Origin of the sequence: Siminovitchia sediminis, from assembly GCF_042680885.1 — a bacterium.
Classification (GTDB): domain Bacteria; phylum Bacillota; class Bacilli; order Bacillales; family Bacillaceae_C; genus Siminovitchia; species Siminovitchia sediminis.
Genome location: NZ_JBHUEO010000034.1, coordinates 17,583 through 33,669 on the forward strand (window position 1 = coordinate 17,583; position 16,087 = coordinate 33,669).

A 16,087-nucleotide genomic window follows, 5' to 3' on the forward strand; every position below is an offset into this window, starting at 1 on the left:
TGAGGAGTTACAATACATTATGAATTTTGCCATCATAGGCTGCGGGTTTATAGCAAAAAAACACGCCGCAGCAATTGAAAACATAGAAAATGCAAAGCTTGTCGCTGTATGTGATAAATATGGAGAAGCGATGAAGCCGTATGTCAAACAGTATGGAGCAGAACCTTACTCAGATTTAGGAGAATTACTAAAAGACGATTCTATTGATATAGTATGCATTTGTACACCGAGCGGTTTACACGCTCCGATTGCAGAGCAAGTGGCTAAAGCTAAAAAGCATATTGTTTTGGAAAAGCCTATTGCAATGACAATGGAAGAAACGGATAAAATCATTAAGGCATCGGAGGAGAATGACGTAAAACTCGCTGTTGTTCACCCCAACCGATTTCGTCCTGTTGTTCAGGAACTGAGAGCCATTATGGACAGCGGGGCATTCGGTAAATTAAGTCACGCCAGCTGCATTGTCAACTGGAATCGAAATCAGGAATATTATGATCAAGCACCGTGGAGAGGGACCAAAGAACATGATGGCGGAGTTTTGATGAATCAAGCCATACATAACCTTGATTTGTTGCTTTGGTTCATGGGAAGGCCGGAAGAAGTCTTTAGTATGGAAGCCACACGGTTAAGAAAAATTGAAGCTGAGGATGTTTCGACAGGTGTTGTCCGCTTTGAATCAGGAGCTCTGGCAACGATTCAAGCCTCAACGACCGTATACCCCAGAAATTATGAGGAGTCCATCACAATCTTTGGTGAAAAAGGAACGGTTAAAATTGGCGGTGCCAATGCCCTTTACTTTGAACATGTAGAGATAGAGGGGTTTAAAGAAGAGCAAATTAAGACAATGAAAGAAAAAATAGAATCAGACCCTTGGGGGATACCAGGGCATCAAAGGATTCTTTCGGATATGATCCAGGCAGTAAAGGAGAATAGAGAGCCGGCGATTACAGGAAGAGATGGAAGAAATGCATTAGAACTAGTCCTTGGTTTTTATGAGTCTGCAAACACTAATAAGCCAATCCAATTATGAAAAGGGGCGTTAGTATGAGAACTGCAGTGACAACTAAAACGTTATCTGATGAATTAATTAAGAAGCTGGAAACAAAGACTGCGACCATTGGAGTAGTGGGACTTGGTTACGTAGGACTGCCATTGGCAGTTGAAAAAGCAAAAGCAGGTTATCAAGTCATTGGCTTTGACGTACAAGAGGAAAAAGTGGCAAAGGTCAATAAGGGAGAAAACTATATTGGTGATGTCATACCAGCGGATTTAAAGGCACTCGTCCAATCTGGAAAACTGTCCGCAACTGCAGATTATTCTTTCATTAAGGAAGTTGATGCCATTGCTATTTGCGTTCCAACACCACTTGATATCTATAAGCAACCGAATATGTCTTATGTAGAGAGTTCGGCTAAAGCAATTGCCGAAAACTTTACAGAAGGGACACTTGTCGTCTTAGAAAGTACGACATATCCCGGGACAACAGAGGAACTAATTAAACCAATATTAGAAGAGTCAGGGCTTGTTTGTGGTGAAGAATTTTTCGTAGCTTATTCTCCAGAAAGAGTAGACCCCGGAAATAAAACATTTAATACAAAAAACACACCTAAAGTTGTCGGTGGTATCACACCAACCTGTACAAAAGTAGCTGCAACCATGTACCGTTCTGTCCTAGATGGAGATGTCCATGAAGTGTCCAGCCCGGCTGTTGCAGAAATGGAAAAAATATTAGAAAACACATTCAGAAACATTAATATTGCACTTGCGAACGAAATGGCAATCTTGTGCAATAAAATGGGAATAGATGTTTGGGAAGTGATTGATGCTGCGGCAACTAAACCATACGGATTTATGCCTTTCTATCCTGGACCAGGACTAGGGGGACACTGTATTCCAATTGATCCATGGTATTTGACATGGAAAGCGCGGGAGTATAATTACCATACAAAGTTAATTGAGACGGCTGGAGAAATAAATGATAGTATGCCAAATTTTGTAGTCCAACGTTGTATGGAAATCTTAAATGAACAAGGTAGGTCTTTAAATGGATCTAATATTCTTATCTTAGGTGTAGCATATAAGAAAGATATAGATGATTATAGAGAATCACCAGTATTGCCAATTTTAAATATTCTTACACAATTTGGTGTAAACTGGATTGTTTCTGATCCTCATATAAAAACTTTTAGATTGGGAGATAAAGATGTAAAAACAGCGGAATTAACTAAAGACATAGTTAAAAATGCTGATCTTACTTTACTAGCTACCGATCATACTTTATTTGATTACGATATGATTAAAAAATATTCAAAAGCAATATTTGATACTAGGAACTCATTTAAAGAAAACTGTCCAAGACAATACTCAAAACTGTAGGGTTGGTGGGGAAGACAAATGTCTATACAAAAAATAATTGGTAACCGTTTTGTGAAAAATGCACTCTCTTTATTTTCGGCAACGCTCTTTGCTCAAATAATTGCATTTGCTTCTTCCCCCTTTTTAACTAGAATATACAATCCTGATGAATTTGGGCAATATAGTTTTTATATTTCAACCTGTGCTTTATTAATAGTTTTTACAACTGGGAGATATGAATATGCTATCAATACAGTTAAGTCTCAAAAAGAAAGTCAATTACTCTTTAAATTAGTCATAATAACCTCGCTAATCTTCTCATTATTGTTATTTATTGCTGAACTGTTTTATTATGGGAAAATATCCCAGTGGTTTAATTCTAAAAATGCCAATATTTTAATGTATTTTATACCACTAACGTTACTAGTAATGGGAGTTATACAAGGTTTAAACTATTTATTAAATAGGAATAAACAATTCGGAGTTATTTCAAAAGGAAAAGTCCTACAAAGTAGTATTACTAATGGATCATCAATAATTTTTGGACTAAGCGGTCTTAATTCTATTGGATTAGTTTTATCAAACTTGATAGGAATAACACTTTCTCTTATTTATCAATTTTTCAAAGTTAAACATAGTGAATTAATTAATTTATATAACATAAAATACAAGCAAATCTATAAAGTAGCTATAAAAAATAAAGAATACCCACTGTTAAATAGTTTTTCGGCTTTTTTTGATAATTTGGCAACACAAGCACCAGTTTTCATATTAATGAAGTTCTTTACAGAATCTATTGTCGGGTTCTATAGTTTAGCAGTTAGAGTAATAGGTATGCCTATTAGTCTGATATCCACCGCTATAACACAGGTATTTTTCAGTGAAATAGCAGATCTAAACAATGAGGGTAAAAGCATTAACCCTTTATTGTTAAGAGTTCTAAAAATTTTATGTTTGATTGGGATTATACCAACAATATTATTAGTGTTATTAGGTCCAGTTGTTTTTGAAATAATCTTTGGATATGATTGGAGAAAAGCTGGAGAAATTACTAGTATACTAGCATTTGGTTTTTTTGCTAAATTTGTAGTATCACCACTAAGTGTAATTTTTTATATTAAAAAAAGGGTAAAGTTACTTTCTAAAATTCAAGTTTTCAGAGCCATTACTTCAGTGCTGGTATTATTTATTTGTGCATATTATTTGGATATATATACTCTATTAATTATTTTTACCTCATATGAGTTTGTTTTTTATATTGTTTATTTATTTTTTATATTTTCGATATCTAAAAAATAAGCGTGATCCGAATGAATTCTTTCTCTTGACTTAATTAAGTAATGTTTCGCTTGGAAAGAGGAGTTATACTTGGAATCGATACTTTTTATTTTGTTATTTATTACTGTGCCTTTTTTTCTTTTTACTTTTTTAAAATTAAATAATATTGACATGTTTAAACCAGAGTTGTTTTCTATAACTTTTTGGGGCTATCTGTTTTTTGCGTATATCGGGATTTTTCCGCTTTATTTCGGTTGGGACAAGTATAGAGTAGCAGCGGGAATTACAGATAAATCTATAATACTTTTTATCTTAATATATAGTGCATCAGCATTTGTGATAATATCAATTACTTATGTTGTTTTTATGAAAGTTTTTAAAAAGTTTGGTCAGAGGATAAATAAATTTAATTCATTTAAGAGTTGGCTACCCTTAAACGTTTATCAGTCGAACTTTATATTATTATTATTAATTTTCAGTACAGTAGTTTTTATGATTTATCTATTTAAAATTCCGGAGATTCCCATATTCGCGCAAATTAAAGGTTATTCTACTCTTGAAATAAAACAATTTCGGAGTTTAGCTACTAATGATTTTTCAGGCTCTTATTACCTCTATAAATTGTTTTTTGATACTGTTTATACTTTAGTTTGTTTATCTTTATTTGCTAATTACTTGGTAAAAAGAACAAATAGTTCTTTACGTATATTCTTGATTTCCTTTTTCTTATCTTCATTTGCTGCTATTTATTCAACCCAAAAAGCACCTTTTATTTGGTTGTTAATAGCTTTGTTATTAACCTACTTGATTACCCTTAGTAGAAAGATCTCATTAAAATATATTTTTCGAATTGGGCTTGCGGCAATAATTTTTTTATTTTTCTTTTATAGGACTTTTATGGGATTGCAGGATAGGGGGGCATTAGAAGTATTTGGGTCAATGCTAAGTAGGGCAATTACCGGCCAAATTTCGCCAGCGTATTATTATTTAGAATTATTTCCAAAAGTAGTTAATTATTTGCATGGCACTTCTTTTCCAAATCCAAATGGAATTTTCCCTTTTGAACATTATCGTCTAACTGTGGAAGTAATGAATATGAAGTTCTCTAACTTATCAGACCTTGGGATAGTTGGTTCTGCACCGACAGCTTTTTGGGGAGAGGCATTTGCTAATTTCGGATATTTGGGGATAATTGTAAGCAGTTTTTATATTGGCATCTTATTGACTATAGTTCATTTGGTTTTTCTTCATAGTAAAAAAAGTGTATTTAATATTGCGGTATACGTTTGGATGATCCTCGAGTTTAATAAGTTATCTTCAACAGGAATTAGTAATTTTATATTTAATTTAAATATTATTTCAGTATTACTAATTTGGCTTACTTTTAATTATATAACTTTTCATAGATTGAAGTTTAAATCCAAGCATACATAAAGAAAGGAAAAATTATGAAAAAGATAGCATTTATAGTGTTTCAAAATTTTACAAACGATTCTAGAGTCTTAAAGCAATCAAGAACTATGATTGACTTAGGGCATAGTGTAAGTGTATATGCGATTGGAGACGAAAAGTTACCTAATTATGAGAACATTAATGGTCTAGAAGTTAATCGAATAAAATTAAAAAGTAAATCTTTACCCAAAAACCATATTTTTAATTTAGTGAAATATATGGAGTTAGCTATAAATTTAACATCTAAAATAAAAAATAACAATATAATTGTAGCTAGTAGTATTGCTCCCTTACCAATTGCTTATTTATGTAAATTAATGGGGTTATTTAGTCCAAGTATCATATATGACGCTCGAGAACTAGAAACAGAATCAAATGGATTAACAGGGTTAAAAAAGAAAATAGTAAACTTATTAGAAAAGTTACTTATCAAAAAAGTGGACGCGGTTTTTACTGTAAGTAGTAGCATTAAAGAGTTTTATGAAAAAAAATATCGAAAACCAATTTATTTAATAAAAAATACTCCTTATTTTATTGATGTAATGAAAAAAAATAAATTCAGAGAAAAGTTTAAAATTCCCCCACAAAGTAAGATTTTTTTGTATCAAGGAGCTTTGACCAAGGGGAGAGGAATTGAAAGTATCATAGAATATTTTCTTGTAAATAGTCAAGATGCATTAATAATAATGGGTTATGGACCATTGGAAAAGAAAATAAAAAACCGAATTAGAAAAAGCAATAATATATTTTTTCAAAAGGCCGTAGATCCAGCTGTTCTAATGGAGTATACGAGCTCCGCGGATTACGGTTTTTGTTTAATTGAAAACACTTGCTTATCGTATTACTATTGTTTGCCGAATAAGTTCTTTGAATATTCAATGGCAGGTTTACCCGTAGTTGCTAGTGATTTTCCGGAACTGAGAAGCTATGTGAATAAGTACCATAACGGAGTATTAGCAAAGGGCATTGATATTGGTAGCATCGATAACGCCATAAAACAAATAAAGAAAAAGAATTATAATGAGATGTCTACTAATTCAAAAAAACTTGCAATGGATAATGACTGGAGAAATCAAGAAGATATTATAAGTAAACTAATAAATGAACTATGAATATTACTGACTAGGTGTGGGTAAAATGAAAAAACAATATAATATATGTACAAGGTGTGTAATGGATACTACCGATCCTTTGATTTATTTTAATGACTTTGGAGAGTGTAATCATTGCACGGAAGCTATAAAACTAGGAAAAAAGATATGCTTTCCAGATAACGTTGGTAAGCAGAAACTTGAAAGTATTATTAGAAAGATTAAAGAAGATTGTGTAGGAAATAAGTATGATGCAATTGCAGGATTGAGCGGAGGAGTGGATAGTTCTTATTTAGTTTATAAAGCGGCTATAGAGTGGGGATTAAGACTTTTAGTTATTCATGTAGATGCTGGATGGAATGACAAAATAGCTGAGGAAAATATACACGCGTTAAATAATTTGGAAAATGTTGATTTGAAAATTATAAAAATTAATTGGGATGATATGAGAGCCTTGCAACTAGCATTTCTAAAGGCGGGTGTGCCTAATCAAGACATTCCACAAGACCATGCTTTTTTCTCAACCTTATATTCATATGCTATTAAAAATAAAATAAAATATGTTTTAAATGGTTCAAATTGGGAGACTGAAAATATACTACCCAAGGCTTGGGGGTATAATGCAAGCGATGGAAAACACATAAAAGATATTTATAAGAAATTTGGTACAAAAAAGTTAAAAAAATATCCAATTTCTAGTGTATATAAGTTAAAGGTTTATTACCCTTTTTTTAAGAAGTTGAAAATTATTAAGCCTTTAAATTTAATGCCGTATAATAAAGAAGATGCAATTACAGAATTGGAACAAAATACCGGGTGGAGATATTATGGAGGAAAACATTTTGAATCTATTTGGACTAAGTTTTTTCAGTCATATTATCTTCCAGTTAAATTTAATTATGATAAAAGAAAAGCTCATTTATCTAGTTTGATTGTTTCTGGCCAAATAACAAGAGAAGAAGCCTTGGAGGAATTAAAAAAGTCGCCTTATAATCAAAGTACAATTGAGGAGGATAAGGACATTATTGCATCTAAATTGAATATAACTAAGGAAGAGCTGGAAATATATCTAAAAAGTGAACCGAAAAAACATTCAGACTTTTACTGTTCAGAAGATACGTATCTTTACAAGATGCTATTTGGAATACATAAGAAAATAAATTGATGGATTTTTAATCCCCACAGTTAATCTTAAGTATATTAAGTAAGTTATTTTTGAAAGGAAGCTAAAATGAAGATATGCCATTTAACATCGGTTCACCATTATAATGATACAAGGATCTTTATAAAAGAATGTAAATCTCTTGCAGAGGCGGGGTATGAAGTACATCTAATTGCCCCAGACGCACCGAATGTGATTAAAGAAGGTGTATGTATTCATGGGGTTAAAAAAGAAAGTGGAAGTAGATTAAAAAGAATGACAAAAACCGTAAAAAGAGTCCTTGAAAAAGGGCTTGAGCTTGATGCGGATGTATATCATTTTCACGATCCTGAATTATTACCTATAGCACTTAAATTAAAAAAAATAGGAAAGAAAGTAATTTATGATGTTCATGAAGATGTTCCAAAACAAATCTTAACCAAAAAGTGGCTACCTAAAGTATTTCATAAGATAGTTGCTAATACCTTTGAAAAGTATGAAAATTATGCTGCACTAAACTTTGATTACATAATTACCTCAACACCATATATTAGAGACAGGTTTTTGAAGCTCGGTTGTAATGTTAAGGACATTAAGAATTATCCTATATTAAAAGAGTTGGAAAATGTGGATAAGACCTGGTTAAAAAAGAAAAATAGTGTATGCTATGTTGGGGGGATCACGGTAGCTAGAGGAATTAAACAAATAATAGAGGCCATACAAATTGCAAACAATGTGAAATTATTATTAGCGGGTAATTTTGCATATTCTACTGAAAAAGAGATGGTTAAAAGTTTACCAGGTTGGTCTAAAGTTCAGGAATTAGGTTATTTAAGTCGAGCAGAAGTAAAAGAGGTATACTCTAACTCAATAGCAGGGATTGTTGTTTTACACCCTACATCTAATTATTTAATGTCGCTACCAATTAAAATGTTTGAATATATGTCAGCCGGGATACCAGTAATAGCATCTAATTTTCCATTATGGAAAAATATAATTGAAAAGTATGAATGTGGAATATGCGTTGATCCATTGAACCCGAAGGAACTGGGGAATGCTATTCAATGGATTAAGGATAATCCTCAAATGGCTGAAGAGATGGGGAAAAATGGGCGTAGAGCTATAGAAAGGAAATATAACTGGGAAATAGAAAGTCAAGAGTTAGTTAAAATTTATAAAAAATTATTAGGAAATTATTAAAAAAATAAAAATCATTAGGAGAACAAAATGAAAATAAAAATGTTAGATTTAAATCAACAATATTTGTCTTTAAAAGAAGATTTAATAGAAAAGCTAAATGAAGTTATGATGTCCACTAATTTTATTTTGGGTAGTAACGTTAAAAAACTAGAAGATGACGTTGCTAAATACAGCAAAGCTCGCTACGGAGTAGGTGTAGGAAATGGATCTGACGCAATACATATTGCTCTTCAAGCTGCAGGCGTAGGAGAAGGAGATGAGGTTATTACTTCATCGTTTACCTTTTTTGCTACTGGTGGAGCAATTGCACGAGCGAATGCTACACCTGTTTTTGTGGATATTGATCCTGATACTTTTAATATTGACCCCCAAAAGATAGAAGAAGCTATTACCAATAAAACAAAAGCAATAATTCCCGTACATTTGTATGGTCAGATGGCAGATATGGAAGTCATTAAAGAAATTGCGGAAAAACATAATTTAGTTGTAATTGAAGATGCCGCACAAGCTATTGGTGCAAAGCGAAATGGAAAGACCGTAGGAGAATTAGGAACAGCCGCTACATATAGCTTTTTTCCAACAAAAAATCTGGGAGCATATGGAGATGGCGGTATGATTGTCACAGATAATGAAGAAGTTGCAGAAAATGCTAGGGTAATTCGGGTCCATGGAAGTAAACCAAAATATCATCACCATGTGCTTGGCTATAATAGCAGGTTAGATGAACTTCAAGCTGCTATATTGAATGTGAAGTTTCCACATTTAGAAAAATGGTCAGCGGCAAGACGAGAAAGGGCAAATTATTATACTCAGCATTTTAATGATATGTTAAAGGATATAGTGACAACCCCCATAGAAAAAGAAGGAAATTATCATGTCTACCATCAATATACATTACGAGTTCCTGACCGGGACGCCCTACAGGCCTATTTAAAAGAGCAAGGAATAGCGACAATGATATACTATCCAATTCCACTGCATATGCAACCGGTGTTTAGTGATTTAGGTTATTCAGATGGAGATTTACCACATGCAGAAAAGGCAGCTAAGGAAGTATTGTCGTTGCCTATGTATCCAGAGTTGGAAAAAGAAAAACAAGACTATGTAATAGAAAAAATAGTAAATTTCTATAAAAAGTAAATCAATTAGTAAATTAAAGACCATCTGACATATGATGGTTTTTTTGTTGGGAGAGAGTAAAATGACTTCATCTATACAGCTGGGTCAAAACGTTGTGATTGGTCAAAACGTTAATTTTGGTGACAATGTTGTTATAGGTAATAATGTTACAATTTATGAAGGTACACAAATCGGAAGCAATGTGATCATTCAAGATAATGTGGTTATTGGCAAACAGCCAACTCGTGCCAAGGCATCAATACTTCCTGAAACTAAAAAATTGCCGCCGGCAATCATTGGAAATGGTGTAACTATTGGTACGTCTTCCATTATATATGCCAATGTTAAAATCGCAGATGAAGTTTTCGTTGCAGACTTAGCAACCATTCGAGAACGTGTTACGATAGGTGAGCGAACGATTGTTGGACGGGGAGTTGCGATAGAAAATGATTGTAAAGTTGGAAGTCGCTGTAAATTAGAAACTAATTGCTATATTACAGCCTATTCAGAACTGGGTGATCATGTCTTTATTGCTCCCTGCGTAGTTACGACAAACGATAATTTCATGGGAAGAAGTAAAGAGCGTTTTGATAAATTTAAAGGGATCACTGTTCAAACAGGTGGCCGAATTGGTGCTAATGTAACTGTTTTGCCTGGAAAAGTAATACATGAAGACGGAGCAGTTGCTGCTGCAAGTGTAGTAACTAAAGATGTTCAAAAGGAAGAATTGGTTGTAGGATCACCTGCAAAGAAAATAAGAGATGTGCCTGAGAACCAGCTGCTTAGGAATCAAGGGTGATGGAAGGTGAATATATGGATATTTAATCATTATGCGATTAGCCCTAGTTCAAGTGGTGGCACCAGGCATTATGACCTTGCAAGGGAGCTTGTAAGGTACGGTCATTCTGTTACTATTTTTGCATCATCCTTTAATCATTTTACGCGAAAAGAAACTGTATTCAGGAATTCCAAAGATAATTACATCCATGAGAGGATAAATGGTGTGGAATTTATCTGGATACGAACACCAGCCTACGGAGATATACTTTCAAGGATAAAAAATATTCTTAGTTATTCTTTAAAAAGTTACAGTTATGCTCTTGGAGTCCTTAAAAAGGCCAATCCAGATCTTGTCATTGGTTCTAGTGTTCATCCGTTAGCAGCTCTAATAGGTTATAAAATCTCCCGAAAGGCTAATAGTCTATATTACTTTGAAGAACGTGATTTATGGCCGCAGACATTTGTGGATTTTGGAAAGTTATCTAAAAACAACCCTTTAGTTAAACTGCTCTATAAATTAGAGCGCTTTTTATACTTAAAAGCTGATAGGATTATTGTTTTATTTGAGAAAGCTCCTTCATATATTGAGTCTACAGGTATATCAAGAGAAAAGGTAATTTATATGCCTAACGGTGTTGATTTGAGCAGATTCCATAAACCAGTAGAATCTATGATGAAGAAGGTTTTTAAAGGGACAGAAGGTAAGCTTAAAATCATATACTTAGGGTCTCATGGAATTGCAAACCACCTTGAGCCTGTAATCGACTTGATTGAGATGTTAAAAGGAGAACAGGATATTCACTTGCTAATGATAGGCGATGGCCCTCTAAAAGAACAAATACGTAGAAAAGCTAAAGAGAAAAATCTTCATAATGTGACATTTCACTCTTCCGTACCAAAAGAAGATGTACCTACCATTTTAAGTAATGCAGATTTAAGTATTATCTCAATGAAAGATTCTCCTTTATATAAATGGGGATTCAGCATGAATAAGTTGTATGATTACATGGCGGCTGGACTTCCGATTTTAATGATAGCAAACCCGGCTACAGTCGGAAATATTAAAAAAGTGGAAGGGATTCATGTGTCACAAAACTTGGATGATTTATGTCAAGTGATTAAACATTACAGAAGCGACAAAAATAAAATGCAACATGATGGTAATTGCTTAAAAAGCCATGTTGCCAGCCGTTACTCATGGGAAAAGCTTGCGGGACAGCTACAGAAAATCATAGAGAAAGATCTTTTAAATGATAAAAAAACAAGACAATATAGTTAAGTGTGATTTTTATAAGTTTGGATCCTTGGAATACCGTAATAATGAATAGGTGTTGAACATGAAAGGATTATTTGATATTACAAGCTCTATTATTGGTATATTAATATTAGCCCCAGTTATTTTCCTTACAGCAATTCTTGTTCGGATTAAGCTGGGGTCTCCTGTTCTATTTAAGCAAAAACGCCCTGGTTTACATGGAAAACCATTCTATGTTTATAAATTTAGAACAATGACAAATGAACGAGACGAAAACGGCGATTTATTACCTGATCATTTGAGACTCACAAAATTTGGTCGCTTTCTTCGAAAACTAAGCTTAGATGAATTACCACAACTTTTCAATGTTTTAAAGGGAGATCTTAGTTTGGTTGGCCCGCGCCCTTTGTTAATGGAGTATTTAGATCTGTATACTCCTGAACAAGCCCGACGGCATGAAGTTAAACCAGGAATAACTGGATGGGCACAAGTGAATGGACGAAATGCAATTTCATGGGAAGAAAAGTTTGACTTGGATGTATGGTATGTTGATAACCGGACGTTTTGGCTGGATCTAAAAATATTGTTATTAACAATATTAAAGGTGTTTAAGTCTGAAGGGATTAACCAAGCTCAAAATATTCCCATGAAAAAGTTTACTGGGACGGATGGCGGTCATAAATGAAGAAAATAGTTATCGTTGGCCAAGGTGGGCACAGTAAGGTAATAACAGATATTATCTTGGCATATAATGAATACCTGATTTACGCTGTTTTAGATGATAAATTTGATAAACCTATTCAAAAGGACCATATTATTTATGGCCCTATTTCATATGCTGAAAGTTTAAGTAAGGAACAAGAGATTTTCTTTACTATAGCTATTGGAGATAACGGTGTCCGTAGGAAGATTTCTAGGACGTTAGAAAATATAGGTGCTCAGTTTGCTATTTTAAAACACCCTACGGCTGTTATTAGCCGATCTGCAGTTATTGGCAGGGGATCAGTTATTATGCCTAACTGTGTTATTAATTCAGATACGATTATTGGAGAGCACGTAATTATCAATAGTGGTGCAGTAATTGAACATGATAATAAAATTAATAATTATGCGCATGTTTCTCCAAGAGCTGTCATGGCAGGAAACGTGTACGTGGGAGAAGGCAGTCAAGTCGGTGCTGGTGCAACGATTATTCCAAACACTAAAATTGGCAGCTGGTCAATAGTTGGTGCTGGTGCAACTGTGATAAGAGATGTCCCATCTAATGTTACGGTTGTTGGTGTACCTGCGCAAATAATAAAGTAATTAGAGAGAGCTGAGAATGATGACGAATCAACAACGGATTTTCCTTTCCCCTCCACATATGAGTGGAAATGAACAAAAATACATAAATCAGGCGTTTGAAACCAATTGGATTGCTCCTCTAGGACCAAACGTTGATTCATTTGAACAAGAGTTGGCTGAATATGTTGGAACTAAAGGAGCGGCTGCTGTCAGTTCAGGTACCGCGGCTATTCACTTAGCATTGGAATTGCTGGGAGTTCAGAAAGGTGATCGGGTGTTTTGCTCTACTTTTACTTTTGTAGCTAGCGCTAATCCGATCCTTTATCTGGGAGCAGAGCCTGTCTTTATTGATTCTGAGCCAGAAACTTGGAATATGAGTCCAGTAGCACTGGCAAAAGCATTTACTGATGCAAAAAAGGAAGGAAAGCTCCCCAAAGCAGTCATAGTTGTTAACTTATATGGACAAAGTGCGAAAATGGATGAGATTGTTAGCTTATGTGAAAAGTATAATGTTCCCATAATTGAAGATGCAGCCGAATCTCTAGGCTCATTATATAAAGGAAAAAAGAGCGGAACTTTTGGGAAGTTTGGGATCTACTCTTTTAATGGGAATAAAATCATTACAACTTCGGGAGGCGGAATGCTTGTTTCTGATGATGAGGAAGCCCTTCAGAAAGCCAGATTTTTGGCTACGCAGGCAAGAGACCCGGCACCGCATTATCAGCATAGTCAAATAGGGTACAATTATCGTCTGAGTAATATTCTGGCAGGAGTTGGACGCGCTCAATTGGAAGTATTGGATAATCGCGTATCTGCCCGCCGTAAGATATTTGATCGTTATGTCACAGCCTTGGGATCGATTGAAGGAATAGAGTTCATGCCGGAATTAGAAGGTACAATTTCAAACCGCTGGCTTTCTACTTTGCTGATAGACCCGGAAATCCTATCGGTTACTCCGTATGAAATGATTAATGCATTGGCTGAAGAAAATATTGAAGCACGCCCTTTGTGGAAACCATTGCACTTACAGCCTTTATTTAAGGAGTCTCAACTTTATTCACACAGTGAAGATTTAGTAACCTCTGAGGACTTATTTAAAAAGGGACTATGTCTTCCTTCTGGGTCCAATATGCAGAAGGAAAGTCAAGACCGAGTGATCCGTGTAATTGAGCAACAGATTAATAGAAAGATGCTTGTAAACTAAGGATTTCTATATCAATGAATAAAAAAAAGCTATTAATAATATTACTTCTCTTTTTGTTGTTGTCCTCATCAGTAACTATATTAAATAAAAAGGACCTAAATAAAGGTCAGGATGAGCTAATTACACAAGAATTATATGACAAATGGTATACTCAATCGGACTGGTCAATAAACATTTTTCCTCAACCGGGAAAACAGTTCAAAGGGCATGAATATGCATGGGGCTGGAGCTATGTTGCCAACTCTTTAATTGAGATGTATAAGGCAACAGAAGATGAGAAATATTTAGGTCTCCTTGTCCCGCAAATAGAATATATATTCTCTCAAACTGACGAGAAATTAAAAGTTGAGAGCTTTACAAATTCAGGGTTATATTTACCTGCATGGTCAGACGGAGGCTATTATACGAATGGGAAGTTTAATTATATTTATCCCGTTCATACCGGTATGATTATTATCCCTGTTTTAAGGTTTGTTGATTTAGTTAATGAGAATGATATTACCAAATATAAAGAAATAGCAAATCAATTCTTGCAAGAAAGTGGAAGAGCTTTGGCAATCCATAACCAGCCTAATATGTGGAGAGATATTTCACATGATGAAGGTTTTTATTATGGACACCCTTATGGGGAGGGAATTGTTTCTGAAGCTAATAAAATTGGAGTTCCCAATCGAATATTTGCGTATTTAGCAGCTTGTGGACTCTATGATAAACTTACTGGAAAGGAACTATTTACTAAACAGATAGAAAAAAGTCTTCAGTATTTTAAGAACTCATTAATTAAATATGATAAAGATCATGACGCATTTTATTGGAGCTATTGGGATGATCTAAATGCACAAAATTGGGAAGATATTAGTCATGCCGAACTAACTACCTATGGAATATTTCTTCTCCATAAAGAAGCAGGTTTCAAAGTTTATAGTGACAAAGAAATGAAGAAATTTAAAAACATTATTTATAAAGTAGTAAGTAATGAAGATCCCCCTAAGATAAGAAAGTATATTCATGCAAGAAGCAGTGAGCAGACTAGTTATTATACACCCAAGGAAAATGAGTATTATTTTTCAACATTAAGATGGGCATTTTTAGGTGTATATGATGAAAGAGTGCTGGGCCATTTAAAAGATGTTTACAGTGGTCTATATTATAAAAATAAGGTTACAAACACAGACCTTTATAGCATCGCATTATATCTGTCCACGAAAGAGCAAATAAATAACTGAAGAAACTGAAGAAAGACATAGGTTAGCTCCACCTCTGCCATGTTTTTGCCCCACTTAGTACACAATTTTGATTCACCAATGCCAAGTGAAAGCCAGTATAAATACTTACGTGTTTTTCAACAACCACCACCCTTGACCTTGTTTGTGTCCGTGGTATTGTTTTGATGGCGAATGGCAAAGTAAAGCCTTTGAGGCTCATTCGCATCAATAGTGTATACCGACAATCACTTCTAAGTTCCGCTGGAGGGGCCCGACCCCTTCCAACTATCACATAGAAGTGACGGTGGTCAAGGGCAAGCAGCTAAAGCCGTTGTTAAGAAATGTATATTACTGTGGATTGGATCACCTTTGTCAAATGGATCATTTCCTTGTCACAGGTGGATCAAAAGATGGCACAACGGGATCAATTTGATGGCTGTAATCAAATAACTAACACATAGATTATAATTTATACAAAAACTGCACATGTTTATGTTAGGATTGTAAACTTATACTATCCCAGCCTTTTTATGAAAAGAAAAGCTTAAGCTTAATAAAGTTTATTACAAGGAGCTTTATACACTCAAATAACCCTATGATGTATTTTGCAAGAGAAAAATACACAATAGTGCAATCAAAAGTGCATAACTTTGCCAGCCTATTCCGTTAGTGATTCTGTCTTGATAACGCGTGAGTCATTCGGTAGCTTTCTCCAGTGAAACT

At 34.2% G+C, this 16,087-nt stretch carries 14 protein-coding genes; all 14 read left to right on the forward strand.

Annotated features, from left to right (window positions below; all coding sequences use genetic code 11):
- The first annotated feature begins 19 nt into the window (after positions 1-19).
- The 14 genes from ACFSCZ_RS12130 (at position 20) to ACFSCZ_RS12195 (ending at position 15,385) form a co-directional block, all read left to right on the forward strand.
- Complete coding sequence (locus ACFSCZ_RS12130) at positions 20-1,030, forward strand: Gfo/Idh/MocA family protein (protein ID WP_380774191.1); 1,011 nt, start codon at positions 20-22, stop codon at positions 1,028-1,030.
- A gap of 14 nt (positions 1,031-1,044) precedes the next feature.
- Entirely contained in the window at positions 1,045-2,376 is a 1,332-nt protein-coding gene (locus ACFSCZ_RS12135; protein ID WP_380774192.1) for a nucleotide sugar dehydrogenase, read from the forward strand.
- Positions 2,377-2,394: 18 nt separating this feature from the next.
- Complete coding sequence (locus ACFSCZ_RS12140) at positions 2,395-3,654, forward strand: lipopolysaccharide biosynthesis protein (protein ID WP_380774193.1); 1,260 nt, start codon at positions 2,395-2,397, stop codon at positions 3,652-3,654.
- 69 nt (positions 3,655-3,723) lie between these two features.
- Complete coding sequence (locus tag ACFSCZ_RS12145) at positions 3,724-5,067, forward strand: O-antigen polymerase (protein WP_380774194.1); 1,344 nt, start codon at positions 3,724-3,726, stop codon at positions 5,065-5,067.
- Between the two features lie 14 nt (positions 5,068-5,081).
- The gene (locus ACFSCZ_RS12150; RefSeq protein WP_380774195.1) at positions 5,082-6,197 is read left to right on the forward strand and encodes a glycosyltransferase; all 1,116 of its coding nucleotides are present in this window, start codon (positions 5,082-5,084) and stop codon (positions 6,195-6,197) included.
- A 25-nt stretch (positions 6,198-6,222) separates the two neighbouring features.
- On the forward strand, positions 6,223-7,341 hold the full coding sequence (locus ACFSCZ_RS12155) for an N-acetyl sugar amidotransferase (RefSeq protein WP_380774196.1): 1,119 nt from the start codon (positions 6,223-6,225) through the stop codon (positions 7,339-7,341).
- A gap of 66 nt (positions 7,342-7,407) precedes the next feature.
- Positions 7,408-8,517: a glycosyltransferase family 4 protein gene (locus ACFSCZ_RS12160; protein WP_380774197.1), complete on the forward strand. Its 1,110-nt coding sequence runs from the start codon at positions 7,408-7,410 to the stop codon at positions 8,515-8,517.
- Positions 8,518-8,544: 27 nt separating this feature from the next.
- On the forward strand, positions 8,545-9,657 hold the full coding sequence (locus ACFSCZ_RS12165) for a DegT/DnrJ/EryC1/StrS family aminotransferase (protein WP_380774198.1): 1,113 nt from the start codon (positions 8,545-8,547) through the stop codon (positions 9,655-9,657).
- Positions 9,658-9,718: 61 nt separating this feature from the next.
- Positions 9,719-10,435, forward strand: a complete 717-nt coding sequence (locus ACFSCZ_RS12170; protein WP_380774199.1) for an N-acetyltransferase — start codon at positions 9,719-9,721, stop codon at positions 10,433-10,435.
- Between the two features lie 6 nt (positions 10,436-10,441).
- Positions 10,442-11,695 carry a glycosyltransferase family 4 protein gene (locus ACFSCZ_RS12175; protein WP_380774200.1) on the forward strand — a complete coding sequence of 418 codons (1,254 nt, stop codon included), beginning with the start codon at positions 10,442-10,444 and terminating at the stop codon, positions 11,693-11,695.
- 58 nt (positions 11,696-11,753) lie between these two features.
- Positions 11,754-12,356: a sugar transferase gene (locus ACFSCZ_RS12180; RefSeq protein WP_380774201.1), complete on the forward strand. Its 603-nt coding sequence runs from the start codon at positions 11,754-11,756 to the stop codon at positions 12,354-12,356.
- Positions 12,353-12,976, forward strand: coding sequence for an acetyltransferase (locus tag ACFSCZ_RS12185; protein WP_380774202.1), 624 nt, complete (start codon positions 12,353-12,355; stop codon positions 12,974-12,976). Before ACFSCZ_RS12180 ends, ACFSCZ_RS12185 begins: the two co-directional genes overlap by 4 nt.
- A 19-nt stretch (positions 12,977-12,995) precedes the next feature.
- On the forward strand, positions 12,996-14,159 hold the full coding sequence (locus ACFSCZ_RS12190) for an aminotransferase class I/II-fold pyridoxal phosphate-dependent enzyme (protein WP_380774206.1): 1,164 nt from the start codon (positions 12,996-12,998) through the stop codon (positions 14,157-14,159).
- A 14-nt stretch (positions 14,160-14,173) separates the two neighbouring features.
- Positions 14,174-15,385 (forward strand): hypothetical protein, encoded by a 1,212-nt coding sequence (locus ACFSCZ_RS12195; RefSeq protein ID WP_380774203.1) that lies wholly within the window; start codon positions 14,174-14,176, stop codon positions 15,383-15,385.
- Positions 15,386-16,087: the final 702 nt, after the last annotated feature.